This is a genomic window from Rhodococcus sp. GB-02 (genome assembly GCF_053470465.1).
Genome location: NZ_JBPUKE010000001.1, coordinates 462,662 through 487,320, shown reverse-complemented (window position 1 = coordinate 487,320; position 24,659 = coordinate 462,662). Strand labels below are relative to the sequence as shown.

At 63.4% G+C, this 24,659-nt stretch carries 22 protein-coding genes; 10 read left to right on the top strand and 12 right to left on the bottom strand.

The window, feature by feature from the left end; translation table 11 throughout:
* Positions 1-3: 3 nt before the first annotated feature.
* The 4 genes from ACSW29_RS02345 to ACSW29_RS02330 are packed head-to-tail and all read right to left on the bottom strand — an operon-like array spanning position 4 to position 3,459.
* Positions 4-870, bottom strand: a complete 867-nt coding sequence (locus ACSW29_RS02345) for an SDR family oxidoreductase (protein WP_347875688.1) — start codon at positions 868-870, stop codon at positions 4-6.
* A gap of 41 nt (positions 871-911) precedes the next feature.
* Positions 912-1,787: a MaoC/PaaZ C-terminal domain-containing protein gene (locus tag ACSW29_RS02340; protein WP_448276315.1), complete on the bottom strand. Its 876-nt coding sequence runs from the start codon at positions 1,785-1,787 to the stop codon at positions 912-914.
* Between the two features lie 7 nt (positions 1,788-1,794).
* Positions 1,795-2,226 carry a type II toxin-antitoxin system Rv0910 family toxin gene (locus ACSW29_RS02335; RefSeq protein ID WP_003944139.1) on the bottom strand — a complete coding sequence of 144 codons (432 nt, stop codon included), beginning with the start codon at positions 2,224-2,226 and terminating at the stop codon, positions 1,795-1,797.
* 42 nt (positions 2,227-2,268) lie between these two features.
* Positions 2,269-3,459 (bottom strand): lipid-transfer protein, encoded by a 1,191-nt coding sequence (locus ACSW29_RS02330; RefSeq protein WP_230816081.1) that lies wholly within the window; start codon positions 3,457-3,459, stop codon positions 2,269-2,271.
* 102 nt (positions 3,460-3,561) lie between these two features.
* Between ACSW29_RS02330 and ACSW29_RS02325 the strand changes: the two genes are divergently transcribed.
* Positions 3,562-4,245 carry a TetR/AcrR family transcriptional regulator gene (locus ACSW29_RS02325; protein WP_230816082.1) on the top strand — a complete coding sequence of 228 codons (684 nt, stop codon included), beginning with the start codon at positions 3,562-3,564 and terminating at the stop codon, positions 4,243-4,245.
* A 275-nt stretch (positions 4,246-4,520) separates the two neighbouring features.
* Here ACSW29_RS02325 and ACSW29_RS02320 read toward each other — a convergent pair whose 3' ends face one another.
* The 4 genes from ACSW29_RS02320 to ACSW29_RS02305 are packed head-to-tail and all read right to left on the bottom strand — an operon-like array spanning position 4,521 to position 8,369.
* On the bottom strand, positions 4,521-5,639 hold the full coding sequence (locus tag ACSW29_RS02320; RefSeq protein WP_448276312.1) for an FAD-dependent monooxygenase: 1,119 nt from the start codon (positions 5,637-5,639) through the stop codon (positions 4,521-4,523).
* 3 nt (positions 5,640-5,642) lie between these two features.
* Positions 5,643-7,100, bottom strand: a complete 1,458-nt coding sequence (locus ACSW29_RS02315) for a DUF222 domain-containing protein (protein WP_448276310.1) — start codon at positions 7,098-7,100, stop codon at positions 5,643-5,645.
* A 35-nt stretch (positions 7,101-7,135) separates the two neighbouring features.
* The gene (locus ACSW29_RS02310) at positions 7,136-7,786 is read right to left on the bottom strand and encodes a DUF6308 family protein (protein ID WP_347875683.1); all 651 of its coding nucleotides are present in this window, start codon (positions 7,784-7,786) and stop codon (positions 7,136-7,138) included.
* Positions 7,779-8,369, bottom strand: a complete 591-nt coding sequence (locus tag ACSW29_RS02305) for a hypothetical protein (protein ID WP_166810289.1) — start codon at positions 8,367-8,369, stop codon at positions 7,779-7,781. The genes ACSW29_RS02310 and ACSW29_RS02305 overlap by 8 nt, the downstream gene beginning before the upstream one ends.
* Before the next feature lie 158 nt (positions 8,370-8,527).
* Between ACSW29_RS02305 and ACSW29_RS02300 the strand changes: the two genes are divergently transcribed.
* Positions 8,528-9,295 carry an SDR family NAD(P)-dependent oxidoreductase gene (locus ACSW29_RS02300; protein WP_003944195.1) on the top strand — a complete coding sequence of 256 codons (768 nt, stop codon included), beginning with the start codon at positions 8,528-8,530 and terminating at the stop codon, positions 9,293-9,295.
* Positions 9,296-9,558: 263 nt separating this feature from the next.
* Here ACSW29_RS02300 and ACSW29_RS02295 read toward each other — a convergent pair whose 3' ends face one another.
* Positions 9,559-11,115, bottom strand: a complete 1,557-nt coding sequence (locus ACSW29_RS02295; protein WP_448277393.1) for a TM0106 family RecB-like putative nuclease — start codon at positions 11,113-11,115, stop codon at positions 9,559-9,561.
* A gap of 124 nt (positions 11,116-11,239) precedes the next feature.
* On the opposite strand from ACSW29_RS02295, the gene ACSW29_RS02290 reads away from it, so the two are divergent.
* The 8 genes from ACSW29_RS02290 to cysC all read left to right on the top strand — a co-directional run bounded on the left by ACSW29_RS02290 (position 11,240) and on the right by cysC (position 18,319).
* On the top strand, positions 11,240-11,893 hold the full coding sequence (locus tag ACSW29_RS02290) for a DUF6474 family protein (RefSeq protein WP_003944178.1): 654 nt from the start codon (positions 11,240-11,242) through the stop codon (positions 11,891-11,893).
* 14 nt (positions 11,894-11,907) lie between these two features.
* On the top strand, positions 11,908-12,423 hold the full coding sequence (locus tag ACSW29_RS02285) for a hypothetical protein (RefSeq protein ID WP_448276306.1): 516 nt from the start codon (positions 11,908-11,910) through the stop codon (positions 12,421-12,423).
* 52 nt (positions 12,424-12,475) lie between these two features.
* Complete coding sequence (locus ACSW29_RS02280; RefSeq protein ID WP_448276304.1) at positions 12,476-13,135, top strand: YcnI family copper-binding membrane protein; 660 nt, start codon at positions 12,476-12,478, stop codon at positions 13,133-13,135.
* Complete coding sequence (locus tag ACSW29_RS02275; RefSeq protein ID WP_069146703.1) at positions 13,132-13,650, top strand: copper resistance CopC family protein; 519 nt, start codon at positions 13,132-13,134, stop codon at positions 13,648-13,650. Before ACSW29_RS02280 ends, ACSW29_RS02275 begins: the two co-directional genes overlap by 4 nt.
* Positions 13,651-13,654: 4 nt before the next feature.
* Positions 13,655-14,596 carry a copper resistance D family protein gene (locus ACSW29_RS02270; protein WP_448276301.1) on the top strand — a complete coding sequence of 314 codons (942 nt, stop codon included), beginning with the start codon at positions 13,655-13,657 and terminating at the stop codon, positions 14,594-14,596.
* A gap of 122 nt (positions 14,597-14,718) precedes the next feature.
* A complete protein-coding gene (stf0, locus tag ACSW29_RS02265; RefSeq protein ID WP_007735934.1) occupies positions 14,719-15,528 on the top strand; it encodes a trehalose 2-sulfotransferase in 810 nt (269 codons plus the stop codon).
* Positions 15,525-16,439: a sulfate adenylyltransferase subunit CysD gene (cysD, locus tag ACSW29_RS02260; RefSeq protein WP_448276300.1), complete on the top strand. Its 915-nt coding sequence runs from the start codon at positions 15,525-15,527 to the stop codon at positions 16,437-16,439. Before stf0 ends, cysD begins: the two co-directional genes overlap by 4 nt.
* A complete protein-coding gene (cysC, locus tag ACSW29_RS02255; RefSeq protein WP_448276299.1) occupies positions 16,439-18,319 on the top strand; it encodes an adenylyl-sulfate kinase in 1,881 nt (626 codons plus the stop codon). The genes cysD and cysC overlap by 1 nt, the downstream gene beginning before the upstream one ends.
* Here cysC and ACSW29_RS02250 read toward each other — a convergent pair.
* From ACSW29_RS02250 to ACSW29_RS02240, 3 genes are read right to left on the bottom strand one after another with little or no spacing between them, the layout of a single operon-like run.
* Positions 18,316-19,686 (bottom strand): sulfatase family protein, encoded by a 1,371-nt coding sequence (locus ACSW29_RS02250; RefSeq protein ID WP_042950256.1) that lies wholly within the window; start codon positions 19,684-19,686, stop codon positions 18,316-18,318. The two genes, cysC and ACSW29_RS02250, sit on opposite strands and share 4 nt — an antisense overlap.
* A 56-nt stretch (positions 19,687-19,742) precedes the next feature.
* The gene (locus ACSW29_RS02245; RefSeq protein WP_448276298.1) at positions 19,743-22,940 is read right to left on the bottom strand and encodes a carboxyl transferase domain-containing protein; all 3,198 of its coding nucleotides are present in this window, start codon (positions 22,938-22,940) and stop codon (positions 19,743-19,745) included.
* Complete coding sequence (locus ACSW29_RS02240) at positions 22,937-24,634, bottom strand: AMP-binding protein (protein WP_448276296.1); 1,698 nt, start codon at positions 24,632-24,634, stop codon at positions 22,937-22,939. The genes ACSW29_RS02245 and ACSW29_RS02240 overlap by 4 nt, the downstream gene beginning before the upstream one ends.
* Positions 24,635-24,659 lie beyond the last annotated feature (25 nt).

The following is a 24,659-nucleotide window of genomic DNA, read 5'->3' as shown; positions in this document are numbered from 1 at the left end:
CGCTTACAGACGTTCTGCGAGGTCGGCGGTGGTCCAGGGACCCTCGCTCTCGATGGTGTTGACGCCGTGCCAGCCGGCGAGTTCCGTGATGGCCCCACCCTGAACGGCGTACACCTTGCCGGTGAGCTTGCAATCCGCTGCCGCAAGATAGGCCACCAACGGGGAGATGTTGGACGGCGCAAACGCGTCGAATTCACCCTCGGGGACCTCGGCGGCGAACAACGCGCCCATACCGGGTGTCGCCAGCGTCAGCCGAGTACGCGCGATCGGCGCAATAGCGTTGACACGCACGCCGTATCGATCGAGCTCGTCAGCGGCCACCAGAGTCAGGGCTGCGATGCCCGCCTTGGCGGCGCCGTAGTTGCCCTGGCCCGCATTCGGCATGAAGGTACCCGAAGCCGAGGCGGTGTTGATGACCGAAGCGTTGACGGTCTCGCCTGCCTTGCTCTGGTCCTTCCAGTACGCGGCGGCGTGGTGCAGCGTCGCTGCGTGCCCCTTGAGGTGCACAGCAATGACTGAGTCCCACTGACTCTCGTCCATACCCGCGATGAACGCGTCACGAAGGATGCCGGCGTTGTTGACCAGTACGTCGAGTCGGCCGAACTCGCTGACGGCCTGCTTGACGAGGCCCTCGGCGCCGTCCCAGGTGGCGATGTTGTCGGTGTTGGCGACGGCCTTGCCGCCTGCAGCGACGATCTCGTCGACTACCTGCTGCGCGGGGCCGGCATCTGCACCGGAACCGTCGTTTGCACCGCCGAGATCGTTGACCACGACGCTCGCACCCTCACGAGCGAAGAGCAGCGCATGCTCACGGCCGATGCCGCGTCCTGCTCCGGTGATGATCGCTACGCGACCGTCGAGACTTCCCATCAGTTCAGATTCCCATCAGTTCAGTTGTCGGACATAAAGACTCATTTGTCGGAGATGACAGCAAGGCCGTCCTTGATGACGAGATCGCCGACCGCGCTGGTTTCGTACGAGTACGACGTGGCTCCGTCTGCCGAACTCGACTTGTAGAACACCGTCTCGATGTCTTGGGTCGGGAGCACAGGCTTCGCGAATCGCACTGCGAGACGGCGCAACCGCTCGGTCTCGCCGCCGGCCAGTTCGGTCAGGGCTCCCCACGACGTGAACGCCATCGTGCACAGTCCGTGGTTGATGATTCCGGGGAGCCCGGACATTCGAGCGATCTCTTCGTCGAGGTGGATCGGCATCGGATCGCCGGATGCCGGTGAGTACCGGAACGTCTGGTCCTCGTCGATGTGCTGATTCACAATCGCTGCCGGACTACCCGCGCGAAGAGCGTCGTCGAATCGGTGTTCTGGAGCCTTCTCACCCAGGCCGGGGCCCGCGTCGACCTTGCGGAAGAACGCCGTCATCCACTGCTCGTTGACCAATTCGCCCTTGTCGGTTTTGGTTTCGATGTAGATGACTACGGTGGATCCGTTGTCCCGGCCCTCGAATCCGATGGGCTTGGCACGAGCGACAAGGTGGTCACCGGGGAAGATCGGACGGTGGAACAGGAAATCCTGCTCACCGTGAACGAGCTTCATCAGCAGTTCCACCGGTGCCACCGACAGGGCAGCCGGTGCCATCGACATGAAGACGGGTACCACCGCGAAGACCGGTGGAGCGATCTCGCCCTTCAGGTGTCGCTCGATGGGATCGTTGGTGGCAGCGGCGTATTCAGCGATGCGCTCGGCTGTCACCTCGAAGTGCTCCGGGTCGGTCCATACGTCCAGCCCGGACGTATCGAATTCGACCGCGTTGGTCTTCGGTGTTGTCATCGAGCCGTTACCCGACCAGCTCGGCGAACTTGGCCAGCGAGGCCTCGAGGTCAGCCTTGGCGTTCTTGGCAACTGCCTTGCCGATCGGCCCGACGATCATGGTGCCCTTGAAGCTGGCGTCGACGGTTGCCTTCGAACCGGCACCGTCGGCCTCGACCGAGAGAACGAATTCGACGGTGACGCCGGCCATTCCGGTACCGGCAATCTTGACCATCTTCGGAACCTCGACCTCTTCGACGGTCCACTCGATCTTGTTTGCCATACCCATCACGGAGACGACCTCGGTGAACTTGGCGCCCAACGCAACTTCGGTGGGGAGTTCACTCTTCCAGCCCTGGTGAATGGTGAGCCACTCTTCCCAGCGAGACAGGTCGGAGAGCGCATCCCAGGTCTTCTCGGGGGACGCGGGCAGTACGGCAGAGACGGAAACGGAAGCCATGATGAAACTCCTAGTGGGTAGCTAGCGGGTTGTGGGTGTGATTCAGCGTGCGTAGGGCTTGTATGCGGTCACGACAACTGCGCCGCCGAGTCCGATGTTGTGCTGGAGCGCGACCTTTGCGCCGTCGACCTGACGCTTGTCGGCGGTTCCGCGAAGCTGCCAGGTGAGTTCGGCGCACTGTGCGAGGCCGGTTGCACCGAGGGGGTGGCCCTTGGAGATGAGGCCGCCGGACGGGTTGACCACCCAGCGTCCGCCGTAGGTGGTGTCGTCGGCGTCGACGAGCTTGCCGCCGTCACCTTCGGCGCACAGTCCGAGTGCCTCGTAGGTCAGCAACTCGTTGGTGGAGAAGCAGTCGTGGAGTTCGATGACGTCGACGTCGTCGGCGGTGATCCCGGCCTGAGCGTATACCTTCTCAGCGGCCTTACGAGTCATGTCCGCGCCGACGAGGCTGATGGCGCTCTTGTCCTCGAAGGTGCTGTTCATGTCGGTGACCATGGCCTGCCCGACGATCTCGATCGCCTGAGCAGCGAGCCCGTGCTTCTCGACGAATGCTTCGCTGGCGATGATCGCCGCGCCGGATCCGTCGGACGTGGGCGAGCACTGGAGCTTGGTGAGTGGCCCGTGAATCTGGCGTGCTTCGAGGATCTGCTCGAGGGTGTACTCGTCCTGGAACTGGGCGTACGGGTTGTTCAGTGAGTGCTTGTGGTTCTTGACGGCGATCTTCGCGAACTGCTCTGCAGTGGTTCCGAAGCGTTCCATGTGCTCGACGCCGGCAGCACCGAACATGTACGGAGCAGGCGGCATCGCGAACTCCTGCAGCTCGGCGAGAGCGAGGAGGTGCCGCATGAGTGGCTGTTCACGGTCGTCGTAGGTGGATCCGAGGGACCCGGACTGCATCTTCTCGAAGCCCAGCGCCAAGGCGCAGTCGGCCTGACCACTCTTGACTGCCTGCGTGGCGAGGTAGAGCGCGGTCGATCCCGTCGAACAGTTGTTGTTGACGTTGACGATGGGGATGCCAGTCAGACCGAGCTCGTAGACAGCGCGCTGACCTGCAGTGGACTCACCGTAGACGTAGCCGACGTATGCCTGCTCGACCTCGGAGTAGTCGATACCTGCGTCTTCGAGCGCCTTGGTACCCGACTCGCGTGCCATGTCGGGGTAGTCCCACTCGCGGGATCCCGGCTTCTCGAATTTCGTCATGCCGACGCCGACGACAAAAACCCTGTTACTCATTGCCACTCCTGAAGAGAACGGTATCTGTGTGTGACACGCTGTCCCACCAAAGTATGTGAGACATCTTGTCCAGTCAATGGCGGGGTGAGTATCGTTCGATTTATGACAAAAACAGCCGAGTCGGCGCAGCCCGACGGGCGCAGCACTCGCTGGAACGATCACAAGGAGCAGCGCAAAGCGCGGATCCTCGACGCAGCACTCGATGCAGTCAACGAAGGTGGCGCCGACGTCGGCGTCCAGCAGATCGCCGAGCGCGCCGACGTCCCCCGTTCCGTTGTCTACCGGATCTTCAAGGATCGAGCCGACCTCGACGAGCAGCTGCGAGTCCGCATCCTCGAGATGATGATGACCGACCTGGCCCCTACCCTGACTCCACAGGGCACCGTCGGCGAGGCCATCTCACGGGCCGTCGACACGTACCTTCGCTGGATTGTGAAATACCCACGACTGCACCACTTTTTAGGCAAGGGCTCGCCGAGTACGCGGGCCACCGGTTCGAAAGTGGTGACCGGAACCAAGACGGCCATCGCCGTCCAGTTGGGAAACCTCTTGGGCGCGATCCTCACCAGCCGCGGCAAACCGTCGAAGATGGCGGAGCCCTTGGCTTTCGGCGTGATCGGCTTGGTCGACGTCAGCGTCAACCGTTGGCTCAGCCAACCAGGTTCCGACGTGACCAGCACGGAATTGGCCGAATTCCTCGAACGCTCCATCTGGCAAGTTCTGGACGGGAATCTTCGGAGCATCGGTGTGGATATAACGCTGTCGACCCCGATCGCCGACCTGTGACAATTACCGAAACACCCTGAACACTCGACGGACGCGGACTTCAACTGATCCGCGTATCTCCTCGGCGAAGAATGCCAGGGCTTGTGGTGCTACCGGAGCAAGCAGATAACTGGGAACCCACTCGACAGCGCGTGGGATGGTCGAGATGGGATATCGCATCGACCCGGCGTTTCTACGACAGGGACATGCGTCGCGAAATCTGCTCAGCCAAAACGGTTTCCACGAAGCCGGTGAGCAGTGGGACGAAGAAGACGGTCTGGAAACCATCTTCGAAGTCAGTGCCTCTCGATCGGCCGAGGCCGCCAGCGATTGATCACACCGAATACCGACAAGGTAAGAATGTCGGGAGTCAACCGCACAGCAACATCACGCACCGCCGCCAGCGGGCGACTCGCCGGCATCACGACGGTTGACATGTGCCGCGAAATCCATTGAACAGCTAGAACTCTACGACGCCGAGCCTTCGTGTAGCCTGCAAGGTCGTGCCCATAAGCGGCGAGAGTAACGGCGTCCTCGATCGCCAAAGCCGCGCCTAGCCCGAGGTGGGGGCGCATGGCATGAGCGGCATCACCGATCAACGCAACTTTGCCGCGTGTCAACAACTTCGGGGTCCGAATCTCGAGCACCTCGTTCTCGATGATGCGAGCCGGATCAGCGTTCGCGACCAGTTGCGACACCGGTTCGGGCCAGTCAGCAAAATGCTCGAGACTGTCGACGCCGCGTTGAGCACCTGCGAAGGCATAGGTGCGATCACCTGCCAAGGGGAGAATGCCGAACTCTCCTCGAATCCCCCACACCTGCCCGACAAAATCCGGCGGCGGCTCATCGATGATCCAGCGCCAGGCAGACACTCCGGTATGCACCACTGTCCCCTCGCCCGGCCAGATCTGCTGCCGCACAACACTGTGCACACCATCCGCGGCAACGACTAGGTCGTATCGAGCGACGTCAGATCGATCGGTACCACCGTCGGTGACTATCTCGCCGCGGCCATGATCTCCGCAGCCCACACCCGTCACCCTGGTTCCGGTGCGTAGACACTCGGCGGGGATTGCGCGAACCAACACCTCGATCAGATCGGCGCGGTGGATTGTCACCAGATCGCGGCCGCCCGCGAGGTCACCAATTCTGCGCGTCACCAGATTTTGCCCGCGCAGATTCCTGATCGCGCCCGAGCTGTACGGAAGGGAATTCGCCCTGACCTGTTCGCCTACACCGATTTCGTCCAACGCTGCCAGCGCGTTGGGAAACAACACGACGGCGGCACCTACCTCCGTGAACTCGGACGCACGCTCGTACACGGTGACATCCCAGCCAGCTTGGCGGAGCGCGATGGCAGCCGTCAGTCCGCCGATTCCCCCGCCGACGATTCCCGCGCATTGTCCTTCCGGCACAGGTCAGATCCTCTCCGGAACTGTGACAGCCGTCAACCCGCTGGTGTTGTCGGTCCAGTGAATGGCACGATCCTCCAGCATTACCGGCGTCCACAACCTGTATGTCTTCACCTGATGGTGATGACGACACAGGCATTGGAGGTTTCCAGCAATGGTCCACCCTCCACGTCTCGGAGCGGAAGGATCAAATTCGGTGATGTGGTCGAGTTGGCACCTGTTCGCGGGCACCGAACATCCAGGGAACCGGCAGTGACCGTCGACGGCCCGCACCAGCGCGGCCAGAGCCGCTCCCGGAGCATAGGTCAGCGCGCCGGGAGGCGGATCGGGCTCAGCGCCATGCCCATCCAATCTTCGAACTATGTCCGGGACACGCGCGACCAACCGTTGCATTGCCCGAATCCGATCTCCGCAGCCTTTCGGTTCGCGACTTAGGCGATCGCGTCGGGTGACAAGCGGCAGGACAGTCGAAGCATGTTGCCGACGCGATCGATTCTCGGCGGCCTGGGCGCGGAAATCTACAAACAAAGCCTGCCAGGTGGAATCAGCAGCAAGCTCGCGAGCAAAATCAGGATCGATCGGTCCGTACCCGTCGATGCTCGCGGGATCTGACGTCAATCCGAGGAGCGTCGCCAGGTCACACACGATGTGCAGCAACGGCTTCCGACGTGAGGACGTAATTGATTGGGCTGCCGTGGATGCAGCCTCGCACGTTTCACTGCCACACTGGCAAGTTAGCCCGTTCTCACCGTGCAGGAGAGCAACCAGCGCGTCGGCCCGGCGCGTCGAGGCATTTCGTGGATCGTGGTTGCAGACGCTTCCGGCGGCCTCGTTGATCAGGCCAAGCGCTTCGACGGCCTCGTTCGCGCTGAGTGTTGCCTGCAACTGGGCGAGTCCGTGACGGTCTGCACGCGTGCGAACATCGCGGTGCTCCAACATCTTCCGGCGACGTTCGGCAGCCGCATCCGGATCGTAGGCAAAAAGCTGACGTTCGATGTCGCGCTCGAGTTGCCCGGGCGGAAGGCGATGCGCGGAGGCAAGTACACGACGCTCGAGCGCCGCGATCGCCTCCGGGCCGGCACCGGTGAGTCCGTCGACAATCTTGCGCACACGCGCATAGTCCAGCTCGCCGGCAGCGAAGGCGGCCTTGGTGAGCGGAAGGAACTCCCGTAGGGCGTCACCGATCTCGATGTGGACTTCGGCAGTACGACGTGAGCATGTGAGCATCACAGCGATCTCGTTGCACGCAATCCGCCACGCCTTGTCGACATCACCGGACACGTCGAGTTCGGCATTGAATCTCGACTCCGACAACATGGATGCACCGAGCACCTTTTGCACGGCAAGCATGTTCTCACTCTGCGCCGTTGCAAAGAGCATGTCCGGCAGCACGAGTGGATCAACGACAGGACGGCCGTCATCGACGGATGTCCCCACACCGCTCGTCAATCCATTATCGAACATACATTCGACACTAGACCCGCCCACCGACAAGAAAGCTAGAGTGCCGGTTTGTATCCCTTACCCTGCATCCACGCCAGCACGTCCAACACCCTGATGACCGGAACGGATTCGTCGAGACCTGCACGTGCACGTAGGTCGAGGAGTCGACTCTGCAACTCGCCTTCCTGCATGGCTGCGCGAACGGGCTCCAGGTGGGCAGCCTTCGTTCCCAACTCCCGCCCGATGACGTCGTCGTAGATCGGGAAGAGTCGCGGACGCTTGCGCGCGATCAGTTTGGACGCCATGGTTCGCCCGACGCCGTGAATCTCTCGAAGCGCCGTCTCCAACCGCCACACCGGAGATTCCGGAGTGAAGGGCTCGGGTTCCTTCGACAGATCGCGATCCGGGCCCACGTCGGCCAGGAGTCGGTTCAGTTCGGCATTGTTCTCCCCGAGTAGGAAGAAGGCTCCTTGCGCCGGAACCTGAACCGACAGAAGCGTCACCGCAACAAGATCTTCCGCGGTGAAGATGTTCGCATCACGATCGCGATTGCCACTGGGATCCCAGGAATCCCACAACGCACCGGTTCGGAGATAACCGGTCTTTCGGAGCGGCCTCGTGAAGTATTCCTGCAGCACGTCGACCGCGCCGTCATCGTCCCCGTCTCGCAGCACACGCGGGAGTCGGATGGGCAACTGATCAACCATGGTCGAGCGACCTTTCCAGTACATATTTGGCGAACCCGGAGTTGTGATATTGCCGAAATGGGCCCTTGCCCTTGGCAACAAGATGCTCCGCGAGCGGACGAACCGTCGTCATGTCGACGGGCAGTTGAGCAAACTGCTCCAACGCATCCGAGTCCTCGAGACTGCAGTCGATCACGGTCCCGTCGCCGTCGGCGGACGCCAACTCGGTGCGTCTGATGGCGACCAGATCGTGCTTGGCATCGAGTTCTTCGATGCTGCAGCCGGTTCGCGATTCCAGCGCCGAACTGGATACGTACACGGACATGACGTGCTCGATCGGCTCACCGCCGACGAGGTGACACTCGACGCTCAAAATCTCCATCGGACCGATATTGAGAGTGAACAAGCGATGGCGCTCCGCCGATCGGTTGGTCGAAGGCAGGCAACTGATCGTCCACTGTTCGATCTCGACGGCGGCCGGAGCGTCGAACGCGTAGGAGAGAACCTCGGCGATCAACTCTGCAAGATCTTCGAAGAGCGGGTCGCGCTGCAACCGCTCGAAATTCTCGACAGAAGCGGCGGGACGCACAGGCGCCTTGCTCACGCAGGTCCCCTCTCGTCCGGTGCTTTGCTCTCAGACCTCGCGTCCAAGGTACCCAGCCCTTCGCAGGCCTCGCGCGTTCGCCCTCACATACACCCTCGCGTTATGGTTCTCGACACGTACCACCGCCTTACCGATCGCTAACTCGAGGAGCACACGAAGTGGAAATCAAGGGAACCGCAGCACTGGTCACCGGAGCGGCATCAGGCCTCGGCGCCGCGACAGCCAAGCGCCTCGCCGACGCCGGCGCTACCGTCTTCGGCCTGGATCTGCCCGCGTCGATCGAGCGCGCTGGCGACAACGTCCCCGCCGGCGTCACCCTCATCCCCACCGACGTGACCAGCGGTGAAGAGGTCGAAGCAGCGATCAACCAGATCGTCGAGTCGGGCTCCCCGCTGCGCATCGTCGTCAACTGTGCCGGTGTCGGCTGGGCCGGACGCATCCTGTCCAAGAAGGGTCCGCACGACCTCGAGCTGTTCCGCACGGTCATCACCGTCAACCTGCTCGGCACCTTCAACGTCATGCGCTTGGCCGCCGACGCCATCGCCAAGACCGAAGCCGTCGACGAGTCGGGCCAGCGCGGCGTTGTCATCAACACCGCTTCCGTTGCTGCCTTCGAAGGACAGATCGGCCAGATCGCGTACTCCGCTTCCAAGGGTGGCGTGCACGGCATGACTGTTCCGGCTGCCCGTGACCTCGCGCAGTTCGGCATCCGCGTCAACACCATCGCCCCCGGCATCATCGACACCCCGATGCTCGCGGGAGTCACCGACGAGTACCGCAAGGGCCTCGAGGCCGGCGTCCCGTTCCCGTCGCGTCTGGGCCAGCCGTCCGAGTACGCGCAGCTCGCACAGATGATCGTCGAGCACGACTACCTCAACGGCGAGACCATCCGCATGGACGGCGCCCTGCGCATGGCGCCGCGCTAACTTGCCTGCTGTGCGCCTTTATTGACCGCCCGCGGTTGATAAAGGCGCACAGTTGTCAGAACGAATGAAAGTACCCATCGTTGGATTGTGCAGTTGCGCTTAGATATTCGGTCACTTCCGTCGCAGGTATCGGCCGACTGATGCAGTAATCTTGAACCAATTCGCAACCGGCGCTGCGCAAGAGCCGTCTCAACGCCTTCTGCCAACGATTGCATTACGAGCGCCTTCGCCACCTCGACCAAGTATACGTCGAGGTCGCCGGCTTACAGGTCCGAGGCGAGTGGAATTTCCTTCTCTGCGCGGTCCGTCATCCACTCACGTAGGACCCTGGTGGCAATGACGTCGTCCTCGTTGTATTGCAGGATGCGTGTCCGCTGCGTCTCGTCCGGTTCACCGTCGTAGCCGACCGCCTCGCGATACCACGCCATCGACGCTTCACCACCGGCTTCGGCGTCACGCCAGTTGAATCCGGCGACGGGGGCAATCTTCTTGAGTCCCTTGCCGTTCGGGCAGATGAACTGATCACTGACCGCTTGATAGATGTCGACCCACTGCGGACTGTCGATGAACTCGCGGATCTCGTCTTTGCTCGGAATCCCAGGTTCACCGGCAAACCTGCGAGCCGAGTCCAACAACCACTTGTCCTCGGCCGAGCGTGAATAGCAGTATGCGGCAAAGGTTTTACCCGAAGCAGCGGCCGCGGCACGTTCCGCCATCAGCCAGCCCCAGAACTCCGCGAACGACCGCGCCTCGTCACCTGTCGGCAACGGATCCCACGTCGCAAATCCTCGATACATCGAGAAGCCACCGACATTGAGCAGTGTCCCCCACAGGTAGGCGCCGTGCTCCTGATAGCTCTCCATGTCGACGTCGATCTCGATGTCCGCCCGAGTCACCGAGATCTTCTCGAACCGCCGCACCAACGGAGCATCCACCAACCACGCCTTAGCGATCACCACTGCGTCGTCGAAATTTCCGTGCGGCCAATCCTCGAGCGGCTCACCTTCCCAGGCGGCCAGCTGATCGATCGTGTTGCAGCCGACGTCGCGCAGAAGCTCCGCTCGCGATCCGACGGCGACGAGGCTGACGTCACGGTTGCGGAGCAACTCCTGCTTGCATTCGGTCCACCACGGGCACGATTTGCACTCACTCACCTGTGACGGGGACGTCAGCACCTCACCGCGGGCAACAGCGATGCGGTCGGCGAAACGCTCGTCGTAATCGTCGAGAATCGCGCTGAGGTCGTGGACGAGGATGCAGTCGCCGTTGTAACCGATCGCGCCGGCTGTCAGAGACGGGCTAGCGAGCCCACGACGCTCGAGCATCCGATAGACCTGCGCGACGCGCATCTGATCGCGGACCTGACTGCGGACCTTGCGTTTGGGATCGACCGCGGGCTCCCAGTCGAAGAGCCCCGAGGTGATCGCGCCCTGGCCGGGATCGGTCACCTTGTGATTGACGACAATGACGGGGATGTACCCGCCGCCCTCGTCGTCACGGATGAGCATTTCGCAGCGGCCCTTGCGTCCGGTGTCGCGCTCGACCGGCAAGACCGCGCCCCAGATCCGGTCCGCGCCGGCCTCACAGGCAGCAAGTGTGTCGCGAGCCTGAGCCGACGCCGATTGATCGGGGTTGATCTTCACCCAACGCTCGGGAGCAGCGCCGATCACCAGTTCGGCGATCTCCGCGCGCTTCGCGATCGCGGCATCCTGGCGCTGCTTGACGCCGGTGTCGACGGGTTCCGAAGCCGATTTCCCGGGAAACAACCCGTCCAGGCGCACCCGATGACGGCATCGGGTCAACGCCCCCGAATCGATGATCGGGAGCTGGGGCGCGGGGTTGTTAACGGAACACACGATGACGAAGATTATGTGCTCCCCTAGGCTGAAGCCGAAGCGCAGGTACCTGGCAACACACAAACACCTGGAAACGGGGTCCTTTTCGATGGGGTTGTTCAAGAAGCGAAAGTCTCGTGCCACCCGCAAGGCGGAGGCAAAGGCTCTCAAGCACAAGGCTGAGGTCGAGGCGAAGCTCAACGCCAAGAGCCAGCGTAAGCGCGACAAGGTCGAGACCAAGTCGCTCAAGAAGCTGGAGAAAGCCGAGATCGAGTCACAGCACAAGATCGAAAAGGCGCAGATCGCGACCCTGAAGGCGCAGGAGAAGGCTGCTGCGAATCAGGGCCTGACCGTCGCCAAGGTACGCAAGTACCTGGGCGTGGCACGTCTGCTCGCCCCTGTTCTCCTGCCGATCGCGTACCGCGCGGCTACGGCAGTTCGCGCCCAGCTCGACACCACGCGCGCACAGAAGATGGGCATCGCCGTCGACCAGCTCGGCGACTACACCGGTCACGGCGCGAAGTTGAGCGCTCGTATCGCCGGTGCCGAGAGCTCGGTCACCGAGATCCTCAGCCGCAAGCCCGACGACGCGGAGACGCAGCGTTTCGCTGCCGCCATCCGTGAGCGCCTCGGCGACCTCAGCACGGCAGTTCGTGCTGCCGAGCAGATGCCGCAGGCTCGCCGAAAGGCAGCTCATCAGGCAATTTCTTCCGAACTCGACGGCGTCGAAGCAGATCTGCTCGCACGCCTCGGCGTGCGCTAGACCTGAGAAAGACAGTGAGAGCAGCCGAGCAGACCGCGACCCTCCGGGGGACAGCTGTCGGTTCCGCGTCGGCTGCTCTCGCTGTCGCTGCGCACGGAATCGGTGGAGGTGAGCTGCCACAGTCGTCTTCGCTTACACTGCTGCTCGCAGTCTGCGCAACCGTCGGTGCTGTCACAGCCACCCTCCCCGCCTTCTCGCGGGGGCCCGCCGCCCTGATCGTGGCTCTGGGCCTGGGTCAGCTCGCCGCGCACACCACCATGACGCTCTCCGAGCACGCTCATTCGCCCGCTCCGGGATTGGTGATGCTCGGTGCTCACGCCGGTGCCACCGTCGCCTGTGCGCTGGCGGTCCTGGCTGCCGAGCGCCTCTACCGGGTTGTCACTCACGCTCTTCACGTCGTCCTGGCGTCCCTGGCGCCCGCCGCCGTCACTTCCCGCGGCCACACCGTCTCGACCGGAATCCATCACGGACCTGTCGACGCTCTGCTTCGCGCCAGCATCTCGCGGCGCGGTCCTCCTGCCCTGGTCTGAAGATTCGTAGAACTCCCCACCCCTTCACCAGACCAAGAGGACACTTCCCGACATGAAGAACACCCTGATTTCGCGTGCGGTTGTCACGACCGTCGCTACCGGCAGCGCCGTGCTGCTGGCCGCCGGAATTGCTTCAGCACACGTCAGCGTCGTCGCACCAGGAGCTACGCAGGGCGGATATTCCGTTCTCACGTTCCGCGTGCCCACCGAATCCGACACCGCTTCGACCACCAAGCTGACGGTGGCGCTTCCCGACCTCAAGTCGGCACGTACCGAACCGATGCCCGGCTGGACCGCTGTCGTGGAGAAGGACCCCACCTCGCTGGTCGCGAAGTCCGTGACCTGGACGGCCGATCCCGGCGTCGGCATCGCCCCCGGCCAGTTCCAGCAGTTCGTCCTTTCTGCCGGCCCGCTGCCGGAGCAGGAAGAGGTCGAGTTCAAGGCCGTCCAGACGTACAGCGACGGCAACGTCGTCAACTGGGATCAGGAAGAGCTTGCCGACGGCAGTGAGCCGGACAAGCCCGCCCCGACGCTGACTCTCGCCGCGTCCACCGGTGACGCCCACGGAGCGCCTGCTGCCGAGACGTCCGCTGCATCCGAATCTTCTTCGTCGGACAACACCGCCCGCTGGCTCGGCGGCATCGGCCTGGTGCTCGGCGCGTTGGGCGCTGCACTCGGCCTCGGCGCGCTGGTCAGGAGCAAGCGCCGATGAGTACCCGGATCAAGGTCATCGCCGTCGGCATGCTCGCGATGCTGGCCACGATGCTCGGAATGGGCACGGCCAGCGCGCACTCCGCGGTGGTCGGCTCCAACCCCGAAAACGGTGCGTCCATTCAGGTTGCGCCTGAAAAGGTTTCGGTCACGTTCAACGAGGCTCTACAGGCGCAGTTCGCGGCACTGACCGTCACCGGTCCCGACGGCAACCTCTGGACCAAGAGCGATCCGTCCGTCGAAGGTCCCACTGTCAGTGCAGACCTCGGCGATCTCGGGCCGACCGGCGTCTACACGATCGCGTACCGCGTCACCTCCGCTGACGGTCACCCCGTCAACGGAACCCTGACGTTCACCCTCACCGAGGCGGGGTCGGGCACTCCCGGTGCTGCCGCCGCGTCGAGTACGGGCGAGTCGGAGTCCGGCAGCATGCCGGTGTGGATCTTCATCGTCGCCGGCGTCGTCGTGTTCGGCGGTGCGCTGTTCTTCGTGCTCCGTAAGCCGAAGTCGAGCTGATCGCGTGACGGGTACGGCAAACAGGTGGTGGTTGCTGTTTGCCGTACCCACAGCCCTGCTGGGAGTACTGATCGCCTGGGGGCTCGCGAGTCCGTCAGGACCCGAATCGTCGAGCACGGTCCGCGTTCTCGCGATCGGATGCGGCTCGTTGACGCTCGGCATCGCGGCGCTTGCCTGGATGGGCCGCAGTGAACGCCGCCCGGCAACAACCCCCGCCGTCATGTGGACTCAGCTCACCGCGGCGGCAGCGGTCTGGCTCGTCGCCGAGATCACGCTCCTCGTGCTCAATGCCGCAGCGGCCGACGGCGCCCCGGTCACCTCGCTGACCATCGGGCACTTCGGCGCATTCGTCTCCGAGGTCAACGTCGGCCGCGTCGGCGTCGCGATCATCGCGTGCGCGCTTGCCGTCGTCTGTTACGGCATCTACGGATTCACCAATCCCGAGACCGTTCCCGTCGCACCGGCATTGGTCGTCTCCGCGTTGGCGCTCGCTGCCCGCCCGATCACCGGGCACATGGCGCAGCAGAGCTTCGGATCCATCCTCGACGCCGTTCACGTCCTCGCGGCGGCCTTGTGGTTCGGCGTGCTCGCCGCACTCGCGCTTGCCGTACCGTCGCGCGGTGCCTGGGCGATCTGGTTGCCCAAGTACTCCGCCCTCGCCTGGCGATGCGTCCTCGCGTTGGTCGTCACCGGTATCGTCAACGCCGTCGTGCGACTCGACTCGCTCTCCGCCTTCTACGACACCGCATACGGCCGGGTGATCCTCGCCAAGATCGTGGTGATCGCACTGCTCGTCGCCTTGGGATGGTGGTGGCGCCGGACGTGGGTGGTCGCGAGCGCTGCACACCGCATCAGCGCGGACGGATCTCTGCGCCGCGCCACCGGTGAAGTCGTCTTCATGGCCATCGCATTCGGGCTTGCCGCGGCCCTTGCGACAACTGCGTAAGACGTGCTTCAGCGCAAGATTTCGTGACCCGCACATTTAACGTTTCACGTCGAGATTTAACCTCTACGTGAGTTTATTTTCCCAGCTTGCGGCGGTTTCCGGCCCCCCTTAGCGTTGCTCGCATGACGGAGGCCCAACGCTCGTTTCTCGTCTGCGCTTCGCAGCGCAGCGGCAGTACTTTGCTGGTCGAATCCCTGCGAGCAACCGGGGTTGCGGGTGAGCCGGAAGAGTTCTTCCAGTACCTCCCCGAGACCTCGCGATCGCCGCAACCGAGACAGTGGTTCGAAGACGTCACGGACGAGTCCGTCCTGGGTCTGCTCGCCCCGTTCCACCCGGGCACGCCGGACACTCGCACCTCCGAACAGTGGCGCACACAACTTCTCGAACTCGGCCGAACCCCCAACGGAGTCTGGGGTGGCAAGCTGATGTGGAACCAGACGCCGCTTCTACTCGATCGCGCGGCCGGATTGCCCTGGCGCAGTGGGACGGACCTACGTTCCGCACTCCACGACACCCTCGATCACGACCTGCAGTTCATCCACGTCTATCGAGAAGATGTCGTCGCTCAGGCTGTGTCGATGTGGCGCGCCGTGCAGACACAGGTCTGGCGCGACGACGCGACTCCACCGAATCTCTCGGACGGTGCGCAGTACAACGCAGTCGGAATCGCGCACCTGGTGACGATTCTCGGTGAGCAGGAACGCCAATGGAAGCGATGGTTCGAGGAAGAGGACATCTCTCCCATCGAAGTCGGGTTCCGCGATCTCACCGAAGACCCGCAGTCCGTGGTCGCAAAAACCCTCATCTCCCTCGGCCTCGACGGACAACTGGCCCCGCCACCGCCGCTGCGTCGTCAGAGCGACGGACGATCCCGCGAATGGGTGCAGCGTTATCGCATCGACGCCGAACAGAACGGATATCCCGTCACATGAGCACCGTCACCGATGTCGTCGACGAACTCCGAGTTCTCGAATCCGAAGCGGTTCACATCATTCGAGAGGTGGTGGCAGAGCTCGAAAGACCGGTACTGCTCTTCTCGGCGGGCAAGGACTCGATAGTCCTGCTTCGGCTGGCCGAGAAGGCGTTTCGACCATCGCCGCTCCCCTTCCCGGTGCTGCACGTCGACACCGGTCACAATTTCGAGGAGGTCATCGAATTTCGCGACCGTCGAATCAAGGAGGGCGGACACCCACTTCTGGTTGCCTCCGTTCAGGATTCGATCGACCAGGGCAGAGTGCAGGAGTCGACCGAGACCAGCGGATCGCGAAACCGCCTGCAGACCAGAACTCTGCTCGACGCTCTCGAAGGCGGGCGATTCGACGCCGCATTCGGCGGCGCCCGCCGGGACGAGGAACGCGCGCGAGCCAAGGAACGAGTCCTCAGCTTCCGTGACGAGTTCGGCCAGTGGGACCCTCGGGCGCAACGGGCCGAACCGTGGTCGCTCTACAACGGTCGGATCAGACGCGGAGAGTCCGTTCGTGTCTTCCCGCTGAGCAACTGGACAGAACTCGACATCTGGCGCTACATAGCCCAGGAGGAACTGGAACTGCCGCCCATCTATTTCGCGCACGAACGGCGGGTATTCGAGCGCGACGGAATGCTCCTCGCTGCTTCGGAATTCAGCACCGACGCCGAAAACGCCGCGGCAACGACCGAGTGGGTGCGATATCGAACCGTCGGCGATCTGACCATCACCGGCGCCGTTCGATCGCACGCCACCACCATCGACGACGTCGTCACCGAGATCTCGGCCGCGACGGTTTCCGAACGAGGCGAGACTCGCGCAGACGACCGAACGTCGGTCGCCGCGATGGAAGACCGAAAGCGTGAGGGCTACTTCTGATGACCACCACCATCACTCGCCAACTCCTGCGGCTGGCCACGGCGGGTAGCGTCGACGACGGCAAGAGCACGCTGATCGGCCGACTGTTGCATGACACCGACAGTCTGCCAACCGATCACCTCGATTCCGTCACCGACGAGCACGGTGTCGCCGACCTGGCTGCACTCTCCGACGGACTGCGCGCCGAGCGTGAACAGGGAATCACGATCGACGTTGCCTACCGGTTCTTCTCCACTCCCACAAGAAGTTACGTACTCGCCGACACTCCGGGGCACGGGCGCTACACGCGCAACATGTTCACCGGAGCATCCAACGCTCACGTTGCGGTCCTGCTGGTCGACGCGAGGACCGGCGTGCTGCGTCAGACGCGTCGACACGCCAGAATCGCAGCGCTACTGGGTGTTCCGAACATTGTGGCCGTGGTGAACAAGATTGATCTGGTGGGCTTCGACGAAACGAGATTCGCTCAGGTACAGGAAGAATTGCGGGTATTGGCACGCCAGCTCGGGCGAGGCGACGTACTTACCATCCCCGTCTCCGCGAAAGCCGGCGACAATGTCGTGACCCGCTCGGAGAACACCGAGTGGTACAACGGGCCGACACTTCTCGAATATCTCGAAGGCGTCGAACTCCATGCGCCCGCGACACACATCGAGGAACTTCGGCTTCCCGTGCAATGGGTTTCGCGCCCCGATCCGCAGAATCGTCGCCGGTACACCGGCCGAATTTCGGCAGGCACACTGAGCGTCGGGGACGAGGTAGTGGTACTGCCGTCCGGATCGAAGAGCACCGTGATCAGTCTGGACACTCTCGACGACAACCGCAGTATTGCCGTTGCACCACTGTCGGTTTCGGTGGAACTGGCCGACGACATCGACGTCGGACGCGGCGACGTTCTTGTCAATGGCGGCACACAGGCTCATTTGCCGGTCCTGGCCCGAGAACTGGACGCCACGATCTGCTGGTTGTCCAATACCCCGTTGCGCGCCGGTGACCGGATAGCACTCAAACATACGTCCCGGACCGTGCGAGCTACGGTTCAAGAGTTGCACACCCGACTCGACCCCGAGACACTCGACGAGCAGGACAGCCCGGTGGAGCTGGGGCTCAACGACATCGGAACGGTCACGCTCCGAACCAGTTCCGTGGTGGTCGCCGACACCTACGACCACAATCGGGACTCTGGCGCCTTCATCCTGATCGACGAGCAGAGCAACGACACCGTCGGCGCCGGCACCATTCTCGAACCCCGCGTCGTTGTTCCCGGTGAGCAGACCCGCAACGACATCAAGTGGCATCCGTCTTCACTCGAACGTCAGCGGCGGTGGGCGTCTACCACCCAGAAGGGCGCGACGATCTGGCTGACCGGCCTTCCTGCCTCCGGAAAATCCACCGTCGCTGTGGCTGTCGAACGTGCGCTGGTCGACGCGGGACGCACCGCGTATCTCCTGGACGGTGACAACGTCCGCCACGGTATCTCCGACGATCTCGGGTTCTCGCCGGGAGACCGGGCCGAGAACATCCGGCGCGTCGGACATCTCACTCGACTGTTCGCCGACGCCGGCGTCGTGGCCATCGCGTCGATGGTCTCGCCGCTGCGTTCGGATCGGGCAATTGCGCGTGCTCTCAACGAAGCTGCCGGGCTCACCTTCCTCGAAGTTGCAGTCACCACTCCCGTCGAAGAATGCGAACGCCGAGATCCCAAGGGCCTGTACGCGCGTGCGCGGGCCGGTGAACTGAAGGGGCTCACCGGAATCGACGCACCGTACGAGACTCCGGAGAACCCGGACCTGGCTTTCGACACAACCGGCGCCAACATCAACGAACTGGTCGAGCGGGTCGTCGCATTGTTGGAGGAGCGCGAAGCCGCCAGGCCTTAGGGGTTTTCGGTGTCCGACTCGAGGTAACCGCGGTCCGCGCTGTAGGCGGACCGCACGTTGGGTCGGACACCGATCTTCTCGAGGTACGCCGCCATGCGATGCACCGCCATCGCGCTTCCCAATGCCTCGTCCGGGAGACGATCATCCGTTTCGGCGCGCCACGTGTGAAGCTGCGAGGACAATTCCGCCTGTACTGCCGAGACTTCCGGTCGATCGATCAGATTTATCTTCTCGTCGGGGTCGGCACGAAGGTCGTACAGCTCCCGGGGTGCGCGTACCGCCAGATGCTCGGTGCCGAGCGCCTTTCCGGAAAGACTGTCCTCGATGTCGAGCGGTAGATCCAGAGCGGGGCGGACGGCGTAGTTCTCGATGTAGCTGTAGTCCTTGGTGCGCACCGCGCGAATGGGATCGAAACTGTCGTGAAAGGTCTTCTCCGTGAACAAGGAGGTTCGGACAGGTTCGGACGGCTCGGTTCCACGATCGACGAGGGCATCGGCGTGCGAGCGCCCTTCCACCTCGGTGGGGACATCGATACCGAGGAGATCGAGAATGGTCGGAACAAGATCCACACCGCTGAACAGTGTCTCGTATTCCTTTCCGCCACTGCGATACCGAGCCGGAGGCCGAGCGATCAACGCAATCCCGGTGCCCGGTGCGTAGAGCGTCGACTTGGCACGTGGGAACGCGGCGCCGTGATCGGTGAGGAAGAAGACCCACGTGTTCTCGTCGAGCCCCTCTTCCTCGAGCGTCCCGAGCAGATCACCCACCGCGGCGTCCGCTACCTCTACGCTGCCGTGGAATTCGGCCAGATCCTCGCGTACCTGCGGCACGTCGGGAAGGTATCCGGGAACCTCCAGCGCTGCGGTGTCCGCCGGGGTATAGCGATCGGCCGGGTACGGCCGATGCGTTTCGAAGAACCCCGTGGTGAGAAGGAAAGGCTCGGGCGGGAAGCGTCGTAACCAGTTCTGGGCACGCGGAACCACGTAGTCGCAGAACGAGTTCGTGACGTCGTACTCGTGATAGCCGAGTCGCTTCGGGTACGCAGTCTCGTGCTGCATGCCGAAGAGCGAGGTGTACCAACCGTTGTCGGAGAGGATCTGCGGAAGCGTCTGCACCTCAGCGTGGTACTCCCAGCCGTGGTGCGCCAACCCGATCAGACCGTTGTTGTGCGGATACCTGCCCGAGAAGAGAGAACCGCGCGAAGGTGAGCACAGCGGCGCCGTCGCGTGTGCGTCGGTGAACCGGATGCCCTCTGCCGCCAGCCGGTCCAGGTTGGGGCTGTTGACCCCGGCGACACCGTAACTCGCGAGGTGTCGGCCCAGGTCGTGCCAATGAATGATCAGGACGTTATCTCGCGCAGCCGACACGTGGGCAAGGCTAGTTGCCCTGCCCACGTGCGGCAACAGCTCGAATCAGCAGGATCTCAACTGTTTCTGCCGAGCTGCCTGATCCAGGCGCGGGTGTCGGCGGGATCGATGACATCGTCCAGTTCGAACGTGGTAGCCGCCATCAATGCCTTGCCCTGTGCGTAGGCCAGTTCCACGAACTGACCGAACAGAGTTTCCCGAGCCTCCGGGTCTTCGACGGATTCGAGTTCCTTACGGAAACCGAGGCGCACGGCACCTTCCAGACCCATCGGCCCGATCTCTCCGGTCGGCCACGCCACCGTGAACTCGGGTGCGTGGAAGGAACCACCGGCCATCGCCATGGCGCCCAACCCGTAACCCTTACGCAGGATGACCGTTCCGAACGGCACGGTGAGGCGAGCACCGGCAACGAAGAATCTGCCGAACCTTCGGACCGTCGCCTCCTCCTCCGAATCCGGACCCACCATGAAACCCGGTGTGTCGCAGAGGGTCACCAGAGGGATTCGGTGCGCTTCGAGGAGTTCCAGGAAGTCCGAGGCCTTGTCAGAGGCTTCCGCGTCGATCGCTCCGCCGAGATGCTCGCTGCTGTTGGCCAGCACACCGTACGGAACTCCTTCGACGCGAACGAGTGCAGTGACTACACCGCGTCCGTAATCTCGACGCAATTCCAGGACGCTGTCGACGTCCGCGATCGCGTCGATTGCTCCACGAACGTCGTACGAGCGCAGTCGATTCTCCGGCACCACGTGCCGGGAGAGCCGCGGATCCGGAGCCGTCCAGTCCGGGCTCGCACCCTGGAAATAGCCGAGGTACTGCTTGGCCAGGGCCACCGCGTGAGCGTCGTCGTCAGCCACCAGGTGTACGACGCCGTTGCGGCGCTGCACGTCGATGGGGCCGATGTCCTCGGGACGGAAGTTTCCGAGGCCGCCGCCCTCGACCATCGCCGGTCCTCCCATGCCGATATTGGCGTCCGGTGTTGCGATCAGCACGTCACAAGCGCCGGCCAGGGCCGCGTTGCCCGCGAAACAACGACCGGACACGACTGCGACCATGGGCACCCGGCCGCTCAGCGCCGCCATGGCGCGGAAGGTTCCCAGTTCGAGACCCGCCCCGGCGCCCGCATCGGTGTCACCCGGACGCCCGCCGCCGCCTTCGGCGAACAGCACTACCGGAACTCGCTTTCGGTCGGCGATCTCGAGCAGGCGGTCGGTCTTGGCGTGATTACGCATGCCCTGGGTACCGGCGAGCACCGAGTAGTCGTACGAGATCACGACGCTCTCGCCGCCGCTGATGGTCGCCACTCCGCCGATCAGTCCGTCAGCCGGAGTGTTGGCGATCAGGTCTTCCTCGCTGCGTCGACTGCGCTGCGCTGCCAGCGCGAGAGCGCCGTACTCGACCAGGCTGTCGTCGTCGACCAGGTCGTAGACGTTCTCGCGAGCAGTCCGGCGTCCCAGCTTGTGGCGCTTGGCCACAGCTGCGGGCCGCGCCGCGTCCAAGGTCACCTCGTGGCGAGCGATGATCTCCGCGAGATCGGGACGGACGTCGTCGAGGTCCACCTCGTCGACCTCGGCGAGCTTCGAGCCCGCGCTTGCGCTACGAACGACGAGCAATGGTTCGCCCGCTCCGACCGATCGTCCCGGTGACGACAACACTCGGACCACTTCGAGGTCACCGGGCGCCGAAAGTACATGCTGCATCTTCATCGCCTCGAGGACGGCAACCTGGCCGCCCGCATGGACACCGTCACCGACGGCGGCGAGTTCGACGACGATGCCCGCCATCTGCGCACGAACCACATCCTCGTCCGGTGCCACGTCCACAGCCGAGGAGGGCGTTTGTGGGCCGGCTTCGGGAACGAGGTCCGCCAACCGCGAACCCAACCAATCGACGTCGACCAAGCCGTCACGGAAGTCCTTGTCGGACAGAATTGCCTGCAGGAACTCGATGTTGGTCGCTACGCCGTCGATGGCGAACTCACTCAAAGCAGCAATCGACTTGCGCACCGCGGCAGGGAAATCCGAGCGACGCGTGTGGGTGATCACCTTCGCCAGCAGCGAATCGTAACGTGCACTCGGCGAGAGCCCGACAGCGCCGAAGGTGTCCACTCGCACACCGGGCCCGCCCGGAGGAGTGAAGTTGTCGAGCGTGCCCGACGACGGCAACGCATTGCCGTCCGGCGTCATGGTTTCCATGTTGACGCGGGCCTGGATCGCGATTCCCGATGCGATTGCCACGGATCCGACTGTCTCCGAGTCCTTCTCCACAGCGGTGATTCCGGTTGGTAGGTCCAGGTTCTCGAACGGAACTCCGTTCGCGATCGCGAGCTGCACGGCGACGAGATCTACTCCGGCGACCTCCTCGGTTACCGTGTGCTCCACCTGAATTCGCGGATTGACTTCGAGGAATACGAAGCCGCGTTCCTCTACGAGGAACTCGACCGTCGCGATTCCGCGGTAGCCGACCTCGGCGCACAGCCTCGCGGCCGCGGCGTGCAGACGCCCGCGCAGGGCCCCCGACAGCCCCTGCGCGGGCGCTACCTCGATCAACTTCTGATGCCGACGTTGGACGCTGCAATCACGGTCACCCAGAGCGAGCGCATGGGTTCCGCCGCGCCCCGGTGCCGCCACGATCTGCACTTCGATGTGGCGAGCGTGCTCACTGAGTACCTCGGCGAACAGTGCCGAACTGCCGAATCCCGACTGGGCTTCGGCCGCACACACACGGTACGCGTCGTCGAGTGCTTTCGGGTCACGCACTGCGCGCATGCCGCGGCCACCGCCGCCGCTGAGCGCCTTGATCATGATGCCGCGGGGGTTGCGCTCGAAGAATTCGCGTACCTCGTCGAGGGCGGCGTTCGCCGATGTCGACGGCAGCACCGGTACGCCGGAGTCGACAGCCGCAGTACGGGCACTGGCTTTGTCTCCGAAAGTCCGGAGGACCTGAGCGTCCGGACCGACGAAGACGATGCCTGCCTCTGTGCACGCCTGCGCGAATTCAGCGTTTTCACTGAGGAATCCGTAGCCGGGGTGCACGTGCGTGGCGCCCGTTTCGGCCGCGATCTTCAGCAAGCGGCCCTGATCGAGATACGCGGAAGCTCCCGAAGCTCCGAGCGGTACCGACTCCGTGGCCGCCGCAACGTGCGGACTGGACGCGTCGTCCTCGGCGTAGACCGACACCGTCTCGATCCCGAGTTCACGGGCAGTTCGAATGATCCGCAGCGCAATCTCGCCGCGGTTTGCAATCAGCAATCTCACTTGTCCCCCTGAGTGCGCTCGAACAGATCGCCCTTGCGCACCTTTCCTGTCGCAGTCATCGGAAGCGCCTCGAGCACTTCCACTTCGGGCACCTTGTACGTGGCCATGTTCTCCTTCGCCCACGAGACGATCTCGTCGGCCGCGGTGTCGGAACCCTCAACCAGCTGGACAAACGCAAAAGCCACCTGCCCCTTGTCCGGGTCCGGTTTCGGTACCACCGCAGCCTTTTCGATCGCCGGGTGCAGCATGAGCAGCGCTTCCACCTCGGAGGGAAAGACACTCATGCCGTTGGTCTTGATCATTTCCTTGTTTCGCGCCAGGTAGTGCAAACCACCACGCTCACTGAACTTTCCGACGTCGCCGGTCTGCAGCCAGCCGTCACGGATGGCGTCGGCGGTGGCCGCCTCGTTGTGGTAGTACGCGGAAAGGATCGACGGACTGCGCACGATGATCTGTCCGTGCTCGCCGACGGGAACCGGCCTGCCGTCGTGATCGACGATCAGAACGTCGGTGCCGGGCACCGGAATTCCGCAGAACACCGGCTCGCTCTTCAGGTCGTAGTCGCCGTCCTGGAAACCGAGGGTGATCGTGTCCGCGGTGTGGGTTTCGGTCATGCCGTAGCTCGCTTCGCGCAGAACACCGCCGGTAGCCTCGCGCCACCGCTGGCGCGTGGCCGGATCGAGTTTGAGAACAAACGAGACTGCCATGGCGTTCTGGAGTGTCGAGAGATTTCGCTCCGCGAATCCTGGTGTGTCCATCAGTTCGACGTAATTGTCGACGGTTCCGACCAGTGAGGTCACGCCGTAGGTCTCGACCGCGTCGAGCGTGGTTTCCGCATCCCAACGATTCAGCAAGACAACGGTTCCGCCGTTGACGAGCGGAACCAGGATGCCGAAGTCCTCACCCGCGATCCAGAAGATCGGCAGAAACACAAGGGACACCGGCGGATTGGCGCCCACCTGGTCACCGCCGGCAAGCGTCGCCGTGGCCGCGGTGTAGACCATGTGGCGCTGAGTATGCTCACAGCCCTTGGGCATTCCCGTCGTTCCGCCCGTGTAGTTCAGAGCAGCAAGGGAATCGAGATCGGTGGCAACCGGAGTCGCCCGCTCACTGGTGATGATCGACTGCCAGTCGCTCAGGCGCGGATCGTCCACCTCGAAGGGCAGTTCGACAGTCGGGATCGCGGTCAGCATGTCCGATACTGCGGTCTTCGCGACGTGTTCGAGTGGAGTCTGTGAGCGAACCTTCTTCACCAACTTCGAAAAAGTGTTCTGCGTCAGAAGAACCCTGACGCCCGCATCGTTGAGTTCGTGAATCAATTCGTGTTCACGGAAGAGCGGATTGATCGGCACGTGAACCGCACCGACCTTCAGAATGCCGAGCATCGCGATATGGAACTGCGGGCAATTGACCAGGTGTACGCCGACGCGATCGCCGCGTTTGACGCCGAGCGAAAGCAGCCATCCGGCAAAACGATCCGAAAGCTCGTCGTATTCGGAATACGTGATGACCCTGCCGTAGAAGACGATTGCGGGAGTATCCGGCCGCTCTTCCGCCCAATGCCGCAAGTAGTCGACAAGTCCCCCGCCTTCGAGCGGATACTCGACGGCACGGGGAATGCCGGCGGGCCAATGCGCTTGTTGCAGCGCAGAGATTTCCGCCAGAGCCGCTTCGAGCACGTCTTGTTCTGCCACCGATCACTCCATTCGTAAAAGAAAT

Bases quoted from the DNA above. Each gene is read 5' to 3' on its own strand.
- ACSW29_RS02275 (WP_069146703.1), top strand. From the start codon at position 13,132: ATGAGTACCCGGATCAAGGTCATCGCCGTCGGCATGCTCGCGATGCTG.
- stf0 (WP_007735934.1), top strand. From the start codon at position 14,719: ATGACGGAGGCCCAACGCTCGTTTCTCGTCTGCGCTTCGCAGCGCAGC.
- ACSW29_RS02335 (WP_003944139.1), bottom strand. From the start codon at position 2,226: ATGGCTTCCGTTTCCGTCTCTGCCGTACTGCCCGCGTCCCCCGAGAAG.
- ACSW29_RS02340 (WP_448276315.1), bottom strand. From the start codon at position 1,787: ATGACAACACCGAAGACCAACGCGGTCGAATTCGATACGTCCGGGCTG.
- ACSW29_RS02310 (WP_347875683.1), bottom strand. From the start codon at position 7,786: ATGGTTGATCAGTTGCCCATCCGACTCCCGCGTGTGCTGCGAGACGGG.
- ACSW29_RS02345 (WP_347875688.1), bottom strand. From the start codon at position 870: ATGGGAAGTCTCGACGGTCGCGTAGCGATCATCACCGGAGCAGGACGC.
- ACSW29_RS02290 (WP_003944178.1), top strand. From the start codon at position 11,240: ATGGGGTTGTTCAAGAAGCGAAAGTCTCGTGCCACCCGCAAGGCGGAG.
- ACSW29_RS02325 (WP_230816082.1), top strand. From the start codon at position 3,562: ATGACAAAAACAGCCGAGTCGGCGCAGCCCGACGGGCGCAGCACTCGC.
- cysC (WP_448276299.1), top strand. From the start codon at position 16,439: ATGACCACCACCATCACTCGCCAACTCCTGCGGCTGGCCACGGCGGGT.
- ACSW29_RS02315 (WP_448276310.1), bottom strand. From the start codon at position 7,100: ATGTTCGATAATGGATTGACGAGCGGTGTGGGGACATCCGTCGATGAC.
- cysD (WP_448276300.1), top strand. From the start codon at position 15,525: ATGAGCACCGTCACCGATGTCGTCGACGAACTCCGAGTTCTCGAATCC.
- ACSW29_RS02280 (WP_448276304.1), top strand. From the start codon at position 12,476: ATGAAGAACACCCTGATTTCGCGTGCGGTTGTCACGACCGTCGCTACC.
- ACSW29_RS02330 (WP_230816081.1), bottom strand. From the start codon at position 3,459: ATGAGTAACAGGGTTTTTGTCGTCGGCGTCGGCATGACGAAATTCGAG.